This is a genomic window from Rhodococcus sp. MH15 (assembly GCF_019266045.1).
In the GTDB taxonomy this organism is placed as follows: Bacteria; Actinomycetota; Actinomycetes; order Mycobacteriales; family Mycobacteriaceae; genus Rhodococcus_F; species Rhodococcus_F qingshengii.
Genome location: NZ_LPNP01000080.1, coordinates 284,676 through 300,831, shown reverse-complemented (window position 1 = coordinate 300,831; position 16,156 = coordinate 284,676). Strand labels below are relative to the sequence as shown.

Genomic DNA, 16,156 nt, shown 5'->3' with positions numbered 1-16,156 from the left:
TTCCTCTCGCTTGCGTCATACCTACGCGCTGACAGTGATCCACGTCTCCCCTCATGTATAGTTGAATCCGGCGTCAGTTTCAACCGTCGAATCGCGACGGTCACCCGAACGGCCCGTTCCGTCCTCCTGAACTGCGAGTAAAGGGATAACGATGACTGAAAACCAATTGCCCGTCCGCCCGTCCACCTTCGCCGAGCTCGAGAAGCTCATCGGCCAGGAACTTGGCCCGACGGAGTGGTACGACATCACCCAGGAGCGCATCAACGCGTTCGCCGAAGCCACAAACGATCATCAGTGGATTCATGTCGACCCGGAACGAGCCGCATCGAGCCCGCTCGGCAGCACGATCGCGCACGGACTCTTCAGCCTCTCACTGGGACCCCAGTTCTCCTACCAACTCATCCACTTCGACGGCTTCGCCCACAGCCTCAATTACGGCTACGACAAGGTTCGCTTCCCCGCTCCCGTTCCCGTGGGATCCCGGGTCCGCATGCGCGCAACCGTCGTGTCCGCGGAGCAGTTGCCCGGCGGAATCCAAGTGAAGATGAGCCAGGTGGTCGAGCGCGAGGGTTCCGACAAGCCCGTCGTGGTCGCCGAATCCGTCGCTCGCGTCGTCGAAAAGAGCTGAACCGAAAAGAGCTGAACCGAGACTGGGACGCCCGGCCGCTCGAACATCGATGCAGCCGGGGCGGCCCACCTCGTCAGAGACGGTCGGGGAACTTCAGAGCGTTCGCCCACAGATCGGTCACAGTGGCGACAATCTGATCGAACTCCGGTGAACGCCCGTCCACCTCACCCTCACGAAGGGTGAACAGACTGTAGGCGAGTCGACTCACCATGCCGGACAGAGCAATCGACGCCGTCATCGGATCCAGCGCCGTGTCCGCGATGCCGCGGGACTGCAGATCTGCGATCCCGCGGGCATTACGGCGTATGAACGCATTGGCACGCTCGCTGCGGAACTTCCGGAACTCCGGGTCGATGTGAGCAACCTGCTCCATGAGCCCCATCAACTTCGCATTGCGTTGATACGCGGCCAGATACGCTCGATTACTTGCCTCGAGCACGGCGTACGGATCGTCCGCGCTCGCAACGCGTCCCATGCCCGGGTGCATCATGTCGTCTCGCGCGACCTCGAGGACGGCGGCGAACACCTCTTCCTTGTTCGCGAAGTACGTGTAGAACGATCCCGTCGCGCAACCGGCTTCTTTTGCGATGTCGATCAAACGTGCATCGAGATAGCCACTGCGCTCGAAAACCTTACGGGCAGCAGCAACCAATGCCGCACGCGTGCGTGTCCCCCGCTCGGTGGTCGGTCGATCCCGGAGCAGCGCGGGCGGAGCCACCGGTAAGGCGGCAATTCGCGATTCGTCGTCGAGCACGGTGCGCTCCTCATCCTTCCGATCAACATCATTTTCGGGACAATCCCAGCAGACTCGATGTTGACGCCGGATTCAAGTGTACGCTCTGGTGAGACCCAGGACACACAATCGGTCGATTCCTCCCGAAAGGCAGAACCATGGTTAGCGTTCTCGACCCGGTGACCCGTCACGCGGAAGCCACTCCGGAAAATATTGCAATTCGCGGCACGGATAGTCATTGGACATACCGACAGCTTCACGACGCGTCTCTGGCGTTCGCCGGCCGCATTCGCGACGAAGGGTTGAGCATCGGCGACCGGGTTCTGCTCGCGGCGCCGTCGGTGCCTGAATTCATCGTGGCATACATGGGGATTCAGGCTGCAGGTTGTGTCGTGGTGCCCATCAACACGATGTCGGCGCAACCCGAAGTCGAGTACGTACTGGACGACGCCGAGATTTCGCTGGCGATCGCCTGGCACCAGCTCGGTCCCGCAGTTCAGGATGCAGGGAGTGCGCGCGGCGTCCCGGTGTGGACGCTCACCGAAGAATCGGCGAAGGCCGACCATCCACCGGCAACGGTGGTCGACCGCGACACAGCGGACACCACGGCGATTCTCTACACCTCCGGTACCACCGGACGTCCGAAGGGCGCTCAGCTGACGGTCGGGAATCTGTTGTCTGCCGGTGAGATCGGCGCCGAGAGCAGCCGCGGAAATCCCTCGGACCGCACCGGTACCGGACTGCCGCTCTTTCACATCTTCGGCCAGGGTTCGGTGATGATGGCAACCTTCACCGGCGGCGGATCACTGTCCCTGCTCGCCCGGTTCGACCCGGCCGCCATGCTCGACCTGGTGCGTCGGGACAAGCTCACCATCATGGCGGGCGTCCCCACCATGTGGAATGCCATGCTGCACGCCGCAGCCGACGTGGACAGCTCCGACTTCGAACAACTGCGGATCGCAATCTCCGGTGGCGCATCACTTCCCGGTGAAGTCGCTCGCGCCTTCGAAGCACGGTTCAACTGCACAATCCTCGAGGGCTACGGCCTGACCGAGACGAGCGCATTCGGAACTTTCAACAGCATCGACCGCGTCGCAAAGATCGGATACACCGGCCGCGCCGTACCGCGCACCGAGGTCGAGGTCCGTGATCACGACGGAAATGTCTGCCAGGCAGGCACAGTGGGCGAGGTATTCATCAAAGGACCGACGGTCATGAAGGGCTACTGGAAGCGCCCGGCCGACACGGCCGCCGTCCTGTCCGACGACGGATGGTTCCGCACCGGAGACCTCGGCGAGACCGACGCCGACGGTGACCTTCGCATCGTCGACCGCGTCAAGGACCTCATCATCCGCGGTGGATACAACGTCTATCCAGGCGAGGTCGAAGAGGTGCTCTACCAGCACCCCGACATCATCGAGGCCGCGGTGATCGGTATACCCGACGACTACTACGGCGAGGAGGTTGCGGCGGTGGTGGCCGTGCGCCCAGGCTCCGACCTCGAAGCAGATGACGTCACCTCGTGGGCTCGGGAACGTCTGTCCGCCTACAAGATTCCGCGGGTCGTCCAGTTCATCGACGCGCTCCCGAAGGGTTCGACGGGAAAGATCCTCAAGCGATCGATCGACCGCACCGAACTCCTCGCCCAGAAGCAGAACTGAAAACACAGGTGAACCCCGGCGAGATTTCGCCGGGGTTCACCTGTCCATGCGCTCAGAGTGCCCTGTCCATACGCTCAGAGTGCGTCGAAGTACTCGATCTGCGGGGCGCCTGCGAGGAAGGGCGCCATCGCCTTTCCTGCGGCCTGGAAATGCTCGGACGATCCATGGGCCTTGATCGCAGCACCGTCTTGATACAGCTCCATGAACTTGTAGGAATTCGTATCCGTCTTCGAGCGGATCAGTTGATACAGAACCGTTCCGGGCTCTTCCGTGCGCACCTTCTCGGCAAGTTCGGCGACTACGGCTTCGAACTGTTCGCCGCTTCCGTCTTTGACGGTGATATCCGCGATGACAGCAATCATTCATTCCTCCAAAAGTGTTCCAGCAGTATTCGAGTGTTACCGAGAACCTACAGTTTCACTGCATGGGCAGTAGTCCGAACGTCGATTCCAACTGACTGCGAGTGCTTTCCGCATCGGTGTGGAGAATGCCGGCGATCCCCAATCGTGCCGCGCCGTCGAGGTTCTGTTGCAGGTCATCGATCATCACGGCGCCTTCGGGCGCAACACCCAGCCGCTCGCACGCGATGGTGTAGATCTGACGAGAGGGCTTACGAATCCCGACTTCCGAGGAGATCACCACTTCGTCGGCGAGGTCCTCGAGCACAAAACCCGCGTAGCAATCACGCCCGAAAGCATTGGACACGAGCGCAACAGGGTGACCCGCCGCTCTGACGTCCGCAATCAGTCGCACCATCTCTTCGTCTCGGACAAGCCCGGCCTGCATACGGTCGACCAATCCTTCGCTGTCCACGACGGCGCCGTGCGCTCGTAGCCGTTCCCTGAATCCTGCTTCGAAGGCCTCCTGGTCGATCTTTCCGGATTCGTGATCGGAGAGCAGTCTCTTCGAGATGTCGTCGCGGGAGAGCAGGGTCAACGGAAGTCGTGGGTCGCCGCCAAGCGAGGCCCCGAAGTCTTCGAAGGCCTGAAGAACACTGGAGGTGAGAACTCCACCGAAATCGACGAGCACTGCCGTACGCGTAGGTGTCATTGCTCCATCAGACACCAAACATGAACCCGGCGTCAACATCAATTTCGGCGTAGCGAGAATTGCAAAGTGTTGATCCACAACCGGTTGACGGTATCGAGCAGACCGTCGAAGGTCACTCCGGCGGCGCCGTCCTCGCCGCCGCGGGATACGAAGTACCCGAACGCAAGTCGACTGATCATCCCGGAGAGTGCCCGAGACGTCAGTAGCGGATCCAGATTCGCGTCCGCCAGTCCGGCCTTCTGCAGCTTCTCGATACTGCGCGCGTTGCGTCGAACAAACGCGTCAGCACGCTCGAGGCGGAGAACCCGGAACTCCGGATCGATGCTTGCTACCTGCTCGAGCAGTCCCATCAGCTTCGCGTTCCGTCGGTACGCCTCGAGGTACGCGCGGTTACTCGCCGCGATGACCTCAGCAGGATCCGCGCCTTTCGGAGTGTGCGGCATACCCGGATGCATCATGTCTTCGCGTGCCAACTCCATCACTGCCGCGAAGATCTCTTCTTTGCTCGCGAAGTAGGTGTAGAAGGTACCGGCCGAGCACTGCGCCTCCACAGTGATGTCGATCAGCCGCGAGTCCAGATAGCCGGACCGTTCGAAAACGGTGCGGGCCGCATCGATCAACGCTCGCCGCGTACGCAAACCACGCTGAGTGGAGGGGAGTTCCCGTGACACTGTCGACGAAGCATCTTCGGAGCCTGTGCGTGCTGCAGCCATGCTCCAGTTATACGTCAGACGCCCGCTACCGGTGACCGATAGCGGGCGTCTGCTCGAAACCGAAAGAGTTACTTGGCGTACAGGTGCGCGCCCGGAATTGCGTTCGGATCGTCCCGAACTTCCTTCGGGTTGGTCTCTTTCAGCACCCAGGCACTGAAGAAGGTCACCAAGCCCATGAGTGCCACGAACACGGCAACCCATGTCGTGGTTCCGGTCTTCGCGATAAGTGCTGTCATGATGAACGGAGTGCCACCGCTGACCGTGATCGCAGCCAACTGGTAGGCCAACGATGCTGCCGAGTAGCGCACGTTGGGTGCGAACAGCTCACCCATGTATGCCGCGATCGGCCCGTAGGTCATCGACTGGAACACGCTGCCAACCGTCACCGCGATGAAGAACAGCGGCAGGGACTTGGTGTTGATCAACCAGAAGTACGGGAATGCCCAGACCACGATCGCCGCGGCGCCGATCAGGATCATCGGACGACGACCGATCTTGTCGGACATCTTCCCGGACCACAGCACCACGCCGACTGTCAGCAACGCGCTCAGGAGCGAGATGATGAGCAGTGAGTTCCGCTTCAACCCCAGTTCGGTTGTGCCGTAGCTGAGCACGCCGGCGATGCTGATGTAGAACAGTGCATTGGTGGCGGCCAGAAGTCCGCAACCGAGCAGAATCTTGCGCCAGTGATCCTTGAGCGCCTGCGCCAGTGGAGCCTGAACGACGACGTCCTTTTGGTTCTTCTTGGCGTCTTCCTGCAACTCGAGGAATTCCGGCGTGTCCTCGACCTTCGTCTGGATGTACAGAACCACAGGGAAGAGCAGCGCGCTGGCGAAGAACGGAACTCGCCAACCCCAGCTCAGGAATGCATCATTGGAAATGGTCGCGGTCGCGACGAGGAAGACCAGGTTGCCCAGCACTACACCGAACGAGACACCCATCTGACCGAAAGTGCCTGAGAATCCGCGCTTCTTGGGACTCGCGGATTCGGTGAGGAGAAGGACGATTCCGCCCCACTGGCCACCGCAGGCGAGACCTTGGATGAATCGCAGTGTCACCAGAAGAATCGGAGCGACGACGCCGATTGCCGAAGCACTCGGGATCGCGCCGATCAGGAACGTCGCGACAGCCATCAGCAACAGGCAGGTGACGACAGCGGGCTTACGCCCATACTTGTCGCCGAAGTGTCCGGCGACCAAACCGCCGATGGGGCGGGCAACGAAGCCGGCCCAGAACGTACTGAACGAGAGCAATGTGCCCATCAGTGCGGATGAATCGGGGAAGAACACATGCGGAAAGACCAGTGCCGCAGCCGTTCCGTACAAGAAGAAGTCGTACCACTCGATGGAACTGCCGAGCAGTCCCGCGCCGAGAAGTTTGCGGTGCGCCTTCTTCTTCTTCCGTTCCTGATCGGACAGGCCCCCTGCCTGCGTGCTCGAATCCACTGCCGATCTCGTCATGGGTTACTCCTCGATGGGTCGGACGCTCGTCGCGCCGGGAGTTGAGAAGCGGAACCGGGCCAGAAGTAGAAACTGACACCAACTTCAACTCTGTGGCGTTGCGATCAGTCTGCGATACAAAAAGAGTGATGTCAATCACTGAAATGCATTGCCGCATAGGGGACTAAATCCCCTACCGATGCTCGTCAGCCACCACGACGAATGGCCGGCTCACCTTGTCGGCGGCCGGCAATTCGTTTGTCAGGCAGATCTAGTTCGGTACCCGCAGTTCACGACGAAGAATCTTGCCGCTCACTGTTTTCGGGAGGTCATTCATGACCTCGACGATGCGTGGATACTTGTATGCTGCAAGCCTTTCCTTGCAGAACTCGACCAGATCCTCGGTGGTCGCCTCGGCACCGTCCTTGAAGGACACGAAGGCCTTCACGGTTTCGCCGCGATACGGATCCATGACACCGACGACAGCAGCCTCTCGTACGGCGGGGTGTTCGTAAAGAACATCTTCCACTTCGCGTGGCCACACTTTGAAGCCCGACGCATTTATCTGATCCTTCATCCGGTCGACGATGTAAAACCAACCGTCGCCGTCCATGACTCCGATGTCGCCGGTGTGAAAACGCCCGTCCGGCATGGCATGTGCGGTCTCGTCCGGCTTGTTCCAGTATCCGAGTGCAACCTGGGGACCGGAGACCACGATCTCGCCGTACTCCCCGACCTGTACCGGCTTGTCGTTCTCGTCCACCACCTCGGCGTACGTATTCGATACCGGTACGCCGACAGCAACGGCCCCCGACGCCGGATCTACCGGCGCTTCACGCGAATTCGGCACCACGATTGCCGGGCTGTTCGTCTCGGTCAGCCCGTAGCCGTTGTGAATGTAGTGACCGAACTTCGCCCGGAACGCTTCCAACGCCGCGTGCGGGATCGGCGCGCCACCCGAATACACCGACTCGAGAGAGCTCAAAGATTCCTTCGAGACTGCGGCGCTGTCCGTCCACGCGATGAATACCGTGATCGCTCCGATGATCGCGGTAGCCCGATGCTCCGAAATTGACTCCGCTGCAACGATGGGATGGAATCGGCAGGTCAGAATCGTGGGCGCGCCGGCTAGGAGTGGAGCCGCGACGTGCCCGATCAACCCGGTGATATGGAACAGTGGCGCCACCGCGAACATCGCGCCGCCGGGGCGCAACCCCAGCCAGTCCCGATAGATCTGCGCTGCGAACACGACATTTGAGTGCGTGTTCATCGACCCCTTCGGCGGGCCGGTTGTCCCTGACGTATAGGGAAGGTAGGCAAGGTCTTCCGGGGACAGATCGACCTTCTCGGGCTTCTGCCCTCGATGAGCCTCGATCAATTCCAGTAGATCCGGAAATCCATCGTGCCGAATCCTGGACGCCGAACCGAAGATCCGTTCATCGTCGCGCGACTGAAAATCCAGTTCCGACGTGGTGATCACCCGTCGCACTGCGGTGCCCTCGGACGCAGTCGCCACGGTCTCGGCCGAGGACTCGAGACAGATGACTGCCGCCGCTCCGCTGTCGGCCAGTACGGTGGACAGCTCACGGTCGCGGTACATCGGATTGACCGGAACGACGACGGCACCGAGCTTCCAGACCGCGACTGTCGCGATCACGAACTGCGGAACATTCTGCAGGACAAAGGAAACTCTGTCTGCGAACCCGATTCCATCCTTGGCGAGGGCTACGGCAAGCGCATCCGACATCTCGTCGAGCTCGGCAAAGCTGACGGTCCTGTCGAAGTACCTGATGATCGGGGCAGTGCGATCGCGCTCCAGCGAAGCACGGAACATCGCGAGGGCGTCGACGTGCTCGATGTCTACGTTCGGCGGAGTGTCGGCGTCGTAATTGGCGAGCCAGGGCTTGCTCTCGTACACGTTGGTCATATCTCAGCTCTCGAAGTACCGACGTGGGTTGTCCACCAGCATCGCCTTGACCTGGTCTTCGGTGACACCACGTTCGAGCAGCGCCGGAATGACATCATCACTGATGTGGGTGTAGTTCCAGTTCGGAAGTGCCGCTTCTCTTGCAGCACTGGGGAAGTAGTCGATGAAACACGACGCGTCATGTGCCAGAACCATCTTCTCCGCGTAACCGCGACGGGCCATCTCCACCACCGTGTTGACACGATCCTCGAACGACAGGAACGGTTCGAGACCGAAACGGTCCATCCCCAGTAGCGAACCGGCATCGGCCAGCGCACACAGATAGTCGAGATCGGTGGTGTCGCCGGAGTGACCGATGACCACCTTGGTCAGATCCGCACCCTCTTCGGCCAGAACCTTCTGCGCGACCAGCCCGGATTCAGTGTGCGGATTGGTGTGCACGGTGATCGGCACTCCCGTTTCCACCTGCGACTGTCCGACCGCGCGCATGACCCGCTCGACGCCGGGGGTAAGGCCCGGCTCCTCGATGGCGCACTTCAGGAAGGAGGCTCGGACACCGGTTCCGGCGATTCCTTCCCTGATGTCCTTGACGAACAGTTCGACCATCGGCTCGGGGCCGTCGAACAGCAATCCCGGTCCGGTGTAATGGAATTGGAAGGGAATGTCGTTGTAGGTGTAGATGCCGGTAGCAACGATGATGTTGAGATCGACCTGCTCGTTGATCCGGACGATGCGCGGAATGTACCGGCCGAGGCCGATCACCGTGGGATCGACGATCGTGCTGATTCCGCGGGACTTCACCTCGGTCAGCTTTGCCACCGCGTCCGCTACCCGTACTTCCTCGTCCCAGGGTTCGGGGTAGTCGGGGTAGTTCTGGCGCAACTCCTCACCCAGAACGAAGACATGCTCGTGCATCAACACCTTTCCCAGATCGGCTGTATCCACCGGCCCACGAACGGTTTGTACTGAACTCATCGATCGAACCCCTGACTGTGATCGCCATCACTAACATGAGACAATGAGCTAGTGTGTCTCACGTGGCCAGGTTCGTCAATAGGCTCGATCCCCCGAGGCTCACCATTTTTCAACGGCCGAAATTGTGCAGTACCGGACAACCGGAGAGAATGTCCCGATGCCTACCGACCTCGAACGCCGACGCGCGATCGACACCGCCGCGAGCATGTACCTCGCGGAGGAACCACTCGACATGTCACTGCTCGCCGAACGTCTCGGCGTAGGCCGCGCGACGCTGTACCGCTGGGTCGGCAACCGCGACGAACTGCTCGGAACAGTGCTGGCCGAGGCCACCGAACGGACATACCGAAAGGCGATGTCACAGGCGTCGGGGCAAGGTCCGGAGTACATTCTCGACGTCTTCGGCCGCGTTATGCGATCGGTGGAATCGTCGACAGAACTGCGCGCGCTGACCAAACGCGAACCGATGGTGTTCATCAAACTCGCGATGATGCCCGGCTCCATCGAATCGATCTCCGCCTCCATCACCGCCGAAATCTTGCAGTCCCAGGTCGACGCCGGCCAACTGACGATCACGCTCTCGCCGCAAGTGCTGGGCGAAGCCCTCGTTCGCATCTGCGACGTACACCTCTACGCCCCCCTGCTCGGCCGAGAAAAGGCCGAGATCGAGACGGCTCTCGACCTGATCGCACTGCTCCTCGGCGTCACCCGCAACTGACACGCTTCGACCGCGTGAACACTACGGCGACACACCGGCCACCCGAGTCCTCAGACGTCTGATGAGTTGTTACTCTTTCGGTACCCACCCGAGAGGCAAGCAGTGTCCGACGACCACACAGGATTCACACTTCGCAGTGGTCCGCTGGTACCGCAACTCGAACAGTTGCTGCGCGGGCGAATCATGCATGGAACGTGGGCGCCGTCCGAGCGCATACCGAGCGAGGCGGCCCTCGCCGTCGAACTCGGCGTCGGGCGTTCCTCGATTCGCGAGGCAATCCGCCTCCTCGCTCGCGACGGACTACTCGAAGTCCGACACGGCGTCGGAACCTTCGTGGCTGCCGCGTCCGAACTCGAGCACGTCGACGAATTCACCAAACTTCTTCGACGCTCGAGGATCCTCGAGGTCTTCGAAGTCCGTCGCGCACTCGAGATCGAGGCCGCCAGACTGGCCGCGGAGCGGGTACAACCTGAGGACCTCGACGGCCTGCGGCGTCGACTGACCATGCGACACAGTCATTTCGAGGGTGATGTCGAGAAGTTCGTCGACGTCGACCTCGACTTCCACACCGAAGTCGTTCGACTGTCAGGAAACGCAGTTCTGCTCTCGCTTTTCACGTCGGTGCGTCCACTCCTTCGTGAATCCCTCGTCGAGATGATGGCCCACGAGGCCGGCGTCCCCGACACCTCACATGCCCATGATCAGTTGGTCGAGGCCCTTCAAGACGCCGACCCAGAAGCCGCGGTAGCGGCAACTCGAGCAAACATCGACACCGTCCTACGACGACTGCGTGTGCTCGACGCCTAAGAGAGGTTAGTTCTCGTGCAACACCCCACCGGCACAGTTCTGTCGACCGAACACGTGGATCTCGTCCGCGACGGCCGATACTTGTTGAAAGACATCAACATTTCGATCGAACCCGGACAACACTGGGTCCTCCTCGGCGCGAACGGCGCGGGCAAGAGCACGCTTCTGAGCCTGCTCGGAGCAACCGCCCACCCGACTCGCGGTTCCGTTTACGTCCTCGGCCACAAGTTGGGCCGCGTCGACATGAGGGAACTGCGGATGGACATCGGGCACGTGAACCCTCGTCACACGATCGGAATTCCGATCACCGTCCGCAACGTCGTGATCACCGGCCTCACCAACACCACCGAGGTGATGCCGCGCTGGTCACCGACGCCGGAGCAAGAGGCTCACGCCGACGCACTGATCGATCTACTCGGAATGAGTCCGCGTTCGGACGCACTGTGGCCCAACTTGTCCCAAGGCGAACGGGGACGAGCCCTGATCGCCCGCGCACTCATGGTCGAACCGCGCCTGCTTCTGCTCGACGAACCGGCGACCGGGCTCGATCTTGCTGCACGCGAACAACTCTTGACGGCACTGGACGACCTCCGCAATCAGAACCCGTCACTTGCCAGCATCCTCGTGACGCACCACATCGAGGAGATCCCCAGCACCACCACACATGCTCTTCTGATCAAGGACGGCGTCGTGACCGCCAGCGGCCTCGCCGAGGATGTGATCACCACCCAGAACATCAGCGAGTGCTTCTCGCATCCCATCGAGATCGAGCGTCGTGGTGGTCGGTGGAATGCCCAGTCGCGGCCACGCGAAAGAGTGTGACCGACAGTAGTTTCAGAGACGCCTGGCGCCGGGTCCCTCCCGGCCCAGTTCGTCTCCAGGGTTGAGCAGGTTGCATGTTTTCAGTGACAGACACCCGCAGCCGATACAGCCCGTCAGTTCGTCCTGCATCCGGTTGATGGCCTGCTTGCGATCCTCGAGGCGCTGATTCCACTCCGTGGAAATCTTGCGCCAGTCCTTCTTCGTCGGAGTTCGACCCTGCGGCAACGATCCGAATACTTCGGCAACTTCGGCCAGAGGTATCCCGAACCTGACTGCCAACTGGATCAGCGACACCCGCCGGATCGAGTGCCGCGGGAACTTCCTCATATTTCCTGCCGTCCGCTCCGCAGGAACCAGACCGAGTGTTTCGTAGTAGCGCACAGCCGACACGGCGACGCCAGTGCGCTCCGATACCTCACCGATCGAGAGAAGTTCGTCACTCTTACGGATCATTCTGCCTCCCAATGGCTGCGCGACATTGACCTGAAGCGCACTCGAGATTCTACCTTCGACAACATGCACTCCCCCACCGATGCTCCCGCCGGAACCTGGCGGCAACTCCTGAGCGGTCGATACCTCGGCACCGCTACCGTCCTCGCAGGCGGCGTTGCGCTGTACGCGACCAACGTCTACCTGACGACCAGCCTGCTTCCGACTGCCATCGACGACATCGGCGGTCAGCAGTACTACGCCTGGACCGCGACGGTCTTCCTCATTGCTTCCGTCATCTCTTCGATGTTGGTCACCAACGTCCTCGCTGCCAGGGGACCGCGCGGGGCCTACCTGATCGGCCTCGCGATCTTCGCGCTCGGCACCGTTGTCTGTGCGGTCAGCCCGACGATGGAATTGCTGTTGGTCGGCCGCACGATCCAGGGTTCGGGCGGTGGCCTGCTGGCCGGTCTCGGTTACGCCGTCATCAATGCCGCGCTCCCCAGACATCTGTGGACTCGCGGGGCCGCGCTGGTTTCGGCGATGTGGGGAGTCGGCACCTTCGCCGGCCCTGCAATCGGCGGTGTCTTTGCTCAGTTCGGAGCCTGGCGATGGGCTTTCGGCGTCCTGGTCATCGCGACGATCGCAGTCGCCGCTCTCGTCCCCAGCGCGCTACCGGCACATGAACCGGGCAGCACCACCAGTAGCCCGGTGCCGGTCCTCTCGCTGGCATTGCTGACTGCGGCAGCTTTGCTGGTCAGCGTTGCCGGAATTCTGTCCAACCTCGCCGTGACCGCCGCAATGGTTCTCGCCGCTGTGCTGCTACTGATCGCCTTTGTCGCCGCTGACCGTCGCTCGCGCCACGGCGTACTACCGCCGTCGACGTTCAACGCGTCGTCCCTCAAATGGGTGTACCTGACCATCGTCGTCCTCGCTGTCGCGTCGACCGTCGAGACGTTCATTCCACTCTTCGGGCAACGACTTGCCGGCCTGGCGCCTCTCGCGGCCGGATTCCTCGGGGCCGCACTCGCTCTCGGCTGGACTCTCGGCGAAATCCCGAGCGCCTCGGCCACGACCCCTCGTATCGTGCGACGAATCGTTGTCAGCGGTCCGATCCTCGTCGCGATCGGGTTGGGCATCATGGCAGCATTTCTCACCGAACACGCCGGCGCCGGTGCGATGGTCGCGTGGGTGATCGGACTGCTGTTCGCCGGCGTCGGAATCGGCATCGCCTGGCCTCATCTTGCAGTCGGGGCGATGACCTCGGTCACCGATCCCGGAGAAGGTGCGCGTGCCTCGGCTGCCATCAACACCGTTCAGCTGATCGCCAATGCCTTCGGTGCAGCCCTGGCCGGAGTGCTGGTCAACATCGGCGAACCGTCGACGCTTCGTTCTGCGCAATTGCTTCTCTTCACCTTCGCCGCTGTCTCGATCATCGGCATTGCCGTGGCAGCTCGCGCACTTCCGCGAACGCCCGACAAAATCGGCAGCCCCGAAATCGTTCACGACGCTCGCTAAACTGTGAGAAACCCACACGGAGGAGTTGGCCAGTGACAGAACCGGATCCGGGCACAGTGGAAACCGACTTCCCGAAGACGGGAGCTCCCGCACAGCGCGCGCTGATCGCAGCGGGTTACACCCATCTCGCGCAGCTGACGTCCGTGTCCGAGAAGGAACTCGGCGCTTTGCACGGGATGGGACCGAAGGCCTTGAGGATTCTGCGCGAAGCACTCGCCGAACGTGGTCTGAGCTTCGCCGACTGAGCTCTCACATCAGACCAGGCTCGCCCGCACCTGGTTGCCACCTTCGCGCTTCGCTTCGTACATCACCGAGTCCGCGACGCGGAAGAGTTCGGCAAAAGCAGCGTCGACTGACTCACCCGGATTCCGGGGCGCGGTGCGGACCGCCATTCCGATGCTCGCGCTCGTCGGAGGGTCATCGTTCGCTCCGTCCATCGCGGAGCGGATCTGTCCTTCCAGCCTGGAGATCACGCTGACCGGTACCCGTTCGACCACGACGAACTCGTCACCGCCCATACGAGCAGTCAAGGCGGACTGGGTTGTCCACAAACGGATGCGCAGTGCAGTTCGCATGATCGTGCTGTCTCCTACGTCATGGCCGTGAACGTCGTTGATCGTCTTGAAGCGATCGAGGTCGATCACCACTACGAGCAGTGCATCCGCTTCGGTGACCGGAGCGCCCATCAAGTCGTTCACCCGACGCGCCAATCCGCGACGGTTGAGCAGTCCGGTCAACGGGTCGATGTCGGAGGTAGTGGCATCCGAACCCAGGACCGCCAGAACAATCTGTGACACAACAGGAATCACGATGATCGTAGCCAGCACAACCGAGATCTTCGCCAGTCCCAAGCCGACGTCCGCTGCTGGCCCGAACAACAAAGTCCACCCCGAAAGCACCGTGACGGTCGAGGCGAAGACCAAGTGACCGACTTGGAGTTTCGGATTGTGGAAGAACGCGATGTAGCCGCCGATCGACGCGAAAACGACGCACGCGATGAGTCGTCCCAGCGGTTCCGAGTCGGTTGCGGCCGCCGCCGCAATCGCGACGTCGGAACCCACGACAAAGGTGTACGACCACAGCGGCGTAGGCGGAAACAGCCACCAGATCAGGGCCGCGCCGAGGCACAGCGCGATGACCGCCAGATTGACCGCTCGCCAGAACGTACCTTGCGGACCGACGTCACTGAATCGCGCCGACAGCAACACCAGCCCCATCCAGAATGCTGTTCCGCCGACCAGCGCCCGGCAGGAAGTCAAGAACCCGCGGTCCTGGAGGTACCTGCTGAAACTGTGGAACTGGTCCGGCAACTGCCACCAGCGCATGACGACGTCGACCAAACCGTTCATCGCCGATCAGCCGATGCAGCTCCGCAACTTTTGGGCGTACTTCGACGAAACGGACTCGCTGATTTCCCCCCGGAGCACACTGGCATATCCGGCAGCATAGTCAGCGGCGACAGACAAAAACCGTTCTGCCGGATTTGAATCGGTCGATCAACTCAAAGCGTCGTAGGCCGCCGATACGTACTGCGCCGATCTCTCGGAACCGAGCAGACCCGGCCCCATCTTGTTCATCACGTACGAGAACGTCATGCGCTTCTCGGTGTCGATGATGATCTGCGAGCCACCCCAACCTCCCCAGAAGCAGATTCGCCCCTCCGGAATGAACGGGACGGACTCGGGCGTCGGCAATCCGAATCCGACGCCGAAGCGGACCGGCACGCCGAGGACGAGGTCGACCCCGTACGACTGCTCCTCGAAGATCTTGTCGATCGTTTCCTCCGACAGCAAGCGAACGTCACCGACCTTGCCACCGCACGCGATCACCGATTGGATCCTTGCGAGTGCCCTCGCATTCGAATGACCGTTGGCCGCACCGATCTCGGCGGCGCGCCACCCGTCGGTCCACGAACCTGTAGCGTCAGCGGGCGGCGCGGTGAATGTCTTCACCATGATGTTGTCCATCCCGAGTGCCGCGATGTCGATCGGCAACGGCGGTGGCGCAATCACATTCGAGACTCGCCCGTATTCCGACTTCGGCAAGCCCAGGCGGAAATCAGCATCGAGTGGGCCGGCGATTTCCTCGTCGATGAAGCGGCCGAGGGTTCGTCCGTCGATGCGCCTGACGACCTCGCCGATCAGGTGGCCGTAGTTGAGGGCGTGGTATCCGGATGCCGTACCCGGTTCCCACCACGGAGCCTGCGTCGCCAACCGGGCGGTGGCATATTCGTCGTCGCAAATGTTCTCGAGCGTGAACGGTTGATCCCACCCCGACACACCCGAGGTGTGCGACAACAGTTGCCGGACCCGAATTCGGTCCTTGCCCGCTGCTGCGAATTCCGGCCAGTACTGCGCGACCGGGGCGTCGAGATCAAGCAACCCGCGGTCGACGAGCATGAGCGCGGCCAGTGCGGTCACGGTCTTGCTGCAGGACCAGACATTGGTAACGGTGTCGCGAGACCAAGGAGCAGTGTGCTCGACGTCGACCCAACCGCCCCACATGTCGACGACGGATTCGCCGTCGATCGTCAGTGCGATCGCTGCCCCGACGTCCTCGCCGGAATCGAGATTGCGTGCCAGCGCCTCCTTCAAGCCAGAGAATCGCTGGTCACATACGCCTTCGATGTTCGCCACTGACAGCCTCCACAGGAATGATGAAACTTGACGTCAACTTCAACTACGTTGAGTATGTGTCCGATTCACCTGTGGTGTCAATCACTTCAAGTGCCAGAGT

General features: G+C 61.5%; 17 protein-coding genes. 7 read left to right on the top strand and 10 right to left on the bottom strand.

Going from position 1 to position 16,156, the window contains the following annotated elements; translation table 11 throughout:
• Positions 1–151: 151 nt before the first annotated feature.
• Positions 152–628 (top strand): MaoC family dehydratase, encoded by a 477-nt coding sequence (locus ATN37_RS24195; protein WP_003942878.1) that lies wholly within the window; start codon positions 152–154, stop codon positions 626–628.
• Positions 629–701: 73 nt separating this feature from the next.
• On the opposite strand, the gene ATN37_RS24190 is transcribed toward ATN37_RS24195, so the two are convergent.
• A complete protein-coding gene (locus ATN37_RS24190) occupies positions 702–1,382 on the bottom strand; it encodes a TetR/AcrR family transcriptional regulator (protein WP_054187502.1) in 681 nt (226 codons plus the stop codon).
• A gap of 137 nt (positions 1,383–1,519) precedes the next feature.
• On the opposite strand from ATN37_RS24190, the gene ATN37_RS24185 reads away from it, so the two are divergent.
• Positions 1,520–3,022: a class I adenylate-forming enzyme family protein gene (locus ATN37_RS24185; RefSeq protein WP_063315559.1), complete on the top strand. Its 1,503-nt coding sequence runs from the start codon at positions 1,520–1,522 to the stop codon at positions 3,020–3,022.
• A gap of 74 nt (positions 3,023–3,096) precedes the next feature.
• On the opposite strand, the gene ATN37_RS24180 is transcribed toward ATN37_RS24185, so the two are convergent.
• The 6 genes from ATN37_RS24180 to ATN37_RS24155 all read right to left on the bottom strand — a co-directional run bounded on the left by ATN37_RS24180 (position 3,097) and on the right by ATN37_RS24155 (position 9,126).
• Positions 3,097–3,384 carry a putative quinol monooxygenase gene (locus ATN37_RS24180; protein ID WP_042446304.1) on the bottom strand — a complete coding sequence of 96 codons (288 nt, stop codon included), beginning with the start codon at positions 3,382–3,384 and terminating at the stop codon, positions 3,097–3,099.
• Between the two features lie 55 nt (positions 3,385–3,439).
• On the bottom strand, positions 3,440–4,072 hold the full coding sequence (locus tag ATN37_RS24175) for an HAD family phosphatase (protein WP_218695703.1): 633 nt from the start codon (positions 4,070–4,072) through the stop codon (positions 3,440–3,442).
• 38 nt (positions 4,073–4,110) lie between these two features.
• Positions 4,111–4,785 (bottom strand): TetR/AcrR family transcriptional regulator, encoded by a 675-nt coding sequence (locus tag ATN37_RS24170; protein ID WP_007730817.1) that lies wholly within the window; start codon positions 4,783–4,785, stop codon positions 4,111–4,113.
• Between the two features lie 68 nt (positions 4,786–4,853).
• Entirely contained in the window at positions 4,854–6,245 is a 1,392-nt protein-coding gene (locus ATN37_RS24165; protein WP_030536042.1) for an MFS transporter, read from the bottom strand.
• A gap of 250 nt (positions 6,246–6,495) precedes the next feature.
• Positions 6,496–8,151 (bottom strand): AMP-binding protein, encoded by a 1,656-nt coding sequence (locus ATN37_RS24160; RefSeq protein WP_081558539.1) that lies wholly within the window; start codon positions 8,149–8,151, stop codon positions 6,496–6,498.
• 3 nt (positions 8,152–8,154) lie between these two features.
• Positions 8,155–9,126, bottom strand: a complete 972-nt coding sequence (locus ATN37_RS24155) for a phosphotriesterase (protein ID WP_030536044.1) — start codon at positions 9,124–9,126, stop codon at positions 8,155–8,157.
• 157 nt (positions 9,127–9,283) lie between these two features.
• Here ATN37_RS24155 and ATN37_RS24150 point away from each other — a divergent pair, with 157 nt between their 5' ends.
• From ATN37_RS24150 to ATN37_RS24140, 3 genes are all read left to right on the top strand, one after another.
• Positions 9,284–9,844, top strand: coding sequence for a QsdR family transcriptional regulator (locus ATN37_RS24150; protein WP_003943195.1), 561 nt, complete (start codon positions 9,284–9,286; stop codon positions 9,842–9,844).
• Positions 9,845–9,946: 102 nt separating this feature from the next.
• Positions 9,947–10,651, top strand: coding sequence for a FadR/GntR family transcriptional regulator (locus ATN37_RS24145; protein WP_003943086.1), 705 nt, complete (start codon positions 9,947–9,949; stop codon positions 10,649–10,651).
• A 15-nt stretch (positions 10,652–10,666) separates the two neighbouring features.
• Complete coding sequence (locus ATN37_RS24140; RefSeq protein ID WP_003943111.1) at positions 10,667–11,473, top strand: ABC transporter ATP-binding protein; 807 nt, start codon at positions 10,667–10,669, stop codon at positions 11,471–11,473.
• 12 nt (positions 11,474–11,485) lie between these two features.
• Here ATN37_RS24140 and soxR read toward each other — a convergent pair whose 3' ends face one another.
• Positions 11,486–11,926, bottom strand: coding sequence for a redox-sensitive transcriptional activator SoxR (soxR, locus tag ATN37_RS24135; RefSeq protein WP_003943238.1), 441 nt, complete (start codon positions 11,924–11,926; stop codon positions 11,486–11,488).
• Positions 11,927–11,989: 63 nt separating this feature from the next.
• Here soxR and ATN37_RS24130 point away from each other — a divergent pair, with 63 nt between their 5' ends.
• Positions 11,990–13,420, top strand: coding sequence for an MFS transporter (locus tag ATN37_RS24130; protein ID WP_042446339.1), 1,431 nt, complete (start codon positions 11,990–11,992; stop codon positions 13,418–13,420).
• A 32-nt stretch (positions 13,421–13,452) separates the two neighbouring features.
• Entirely contained in the window at positions 13,453–13,665 is a 213-nt protein-coding gene (locus ATN37_RS24125) for a hypothetical protein (protein ID WP_007730800.1), read from the top strand.
• 9 nt (positions 13,666–13,674) lie between these two features.
• On the opposite strand, the gene ATN37_RS24120 is transcribed toward ATN37_RS24125, so the two are convergent.
• On the bottom strand, positions 13,675–14,769 hold the full coding sequence (locus ATN37_RS24120; protein WP_042446343.1) for a GGDEF domain-containing protein: 1,095 nt from the start codon (positions 14,767–14,769) through the stop codon (positions 13,675–13,677).
• Positions 14,770–14,916: 147 nt separating this feature from the next.
• Positions 14,917–16,056: an EstA family serine hydrolase gene (locus tag ATN37_RS24115; protein WP_042446349.1), complete on the bottom strand. Its 1,140-nt coding sequence runs from the start codon at positions 16,054–16,056 to the stop codon at positions 14,917–14,919.
• Positions 16,057–16,156 lie beyond the last annotated feature (100 nt).

Excerpts from the sequence above, each read along its gene's own strand:
- soxR (WP_003943238.1), bottom strand. The coding sequence starts at position 11,926 with ATGATCCGTAAGAGTGACGAACTTCTCTCGATCGGTGAGGTATCGGAG.
- ATN37_RS24160 (WP_081558539.1), bottom strand. The coding sequence starts at position 8,151 with ATGACCAACGTGTACGAGAGCAAGCCCTGGCTCGCCAATTACGACGCC.
- ATN37_RS24150 (WP_003943195.1), top strand. The coding sequence starts at position 9,284 with ATGCCTACCGACCTCGAACGCCGACGCGCGATCGACACCGCCGCGAGC.
- ATN37_RS24130 (WP_042446339.1), top strand. The coding sequence starts at position 11,990 with ATGCACTCCCCCACCGATGCTCCCGCCGGAACCTGGCGGCAACTCCTG.
- ATN37_RS24155 (WP_030536044.1), bottom strand. The coding sequence starts at position 9,126 with ATGAGTTCAGTACAAACCGTTCGTGGGCCGGTGGATACAGCCGATCTG.
- ATN37_RS24195 (WP_003942878.1), top strand. The coding sequence starts at position 152 with ATGACTGAAAACCAATTGCCCGTCCGCCCGTCCACCTTCGCCGAGCTC.
- ATN37_RS24185 (WP_063315559.1), top strand. The coding sequence starts at position 1,520 with ATGGTTAGCGTTCTCGACCCGGTGACCCGTCACGCGGAAGCCACTCCG.
- ATN37_RS24180 (WP_042446304.1), bottom strand. The coding sequence starts at position 3,384 with ATGATTGCTGTCATCGCGGATATCACCGTCAAAGACGGAAGCGGCGAA.
- ATN37_RS24170 (WP_007730817.1), bottom strand. The coding sequence starts at position 4,785 with ATGGCTGCAGCACGCACAGGCTCCGAAGATGCTTCGTCGACAGTGTCA.
- ATN37_RS24175 (WP_218695703.1), bottom strand. The coding sequence starts at position 4,072 with ATGACACCTACGCGTACGGCAGTGCTCGTCGATTTCGGTGGAGTTCTC.
- ATN37_RS24120 (WP_042446343.1), bottom strand. The coding sequence starts at position 14,769 with ATGAACGGTTTGGTCGACGTCGTCATGCGCTGGTGGCAGTTGCCGGAC.
- ATN37_RS24165 (WP_030536042.1), bottom strand. The coding sequence starts at position 6,245 with ATGACGAGATCGGCAGTGGATTCGAGCACGCAGGCAGGGGGCCTGTCC.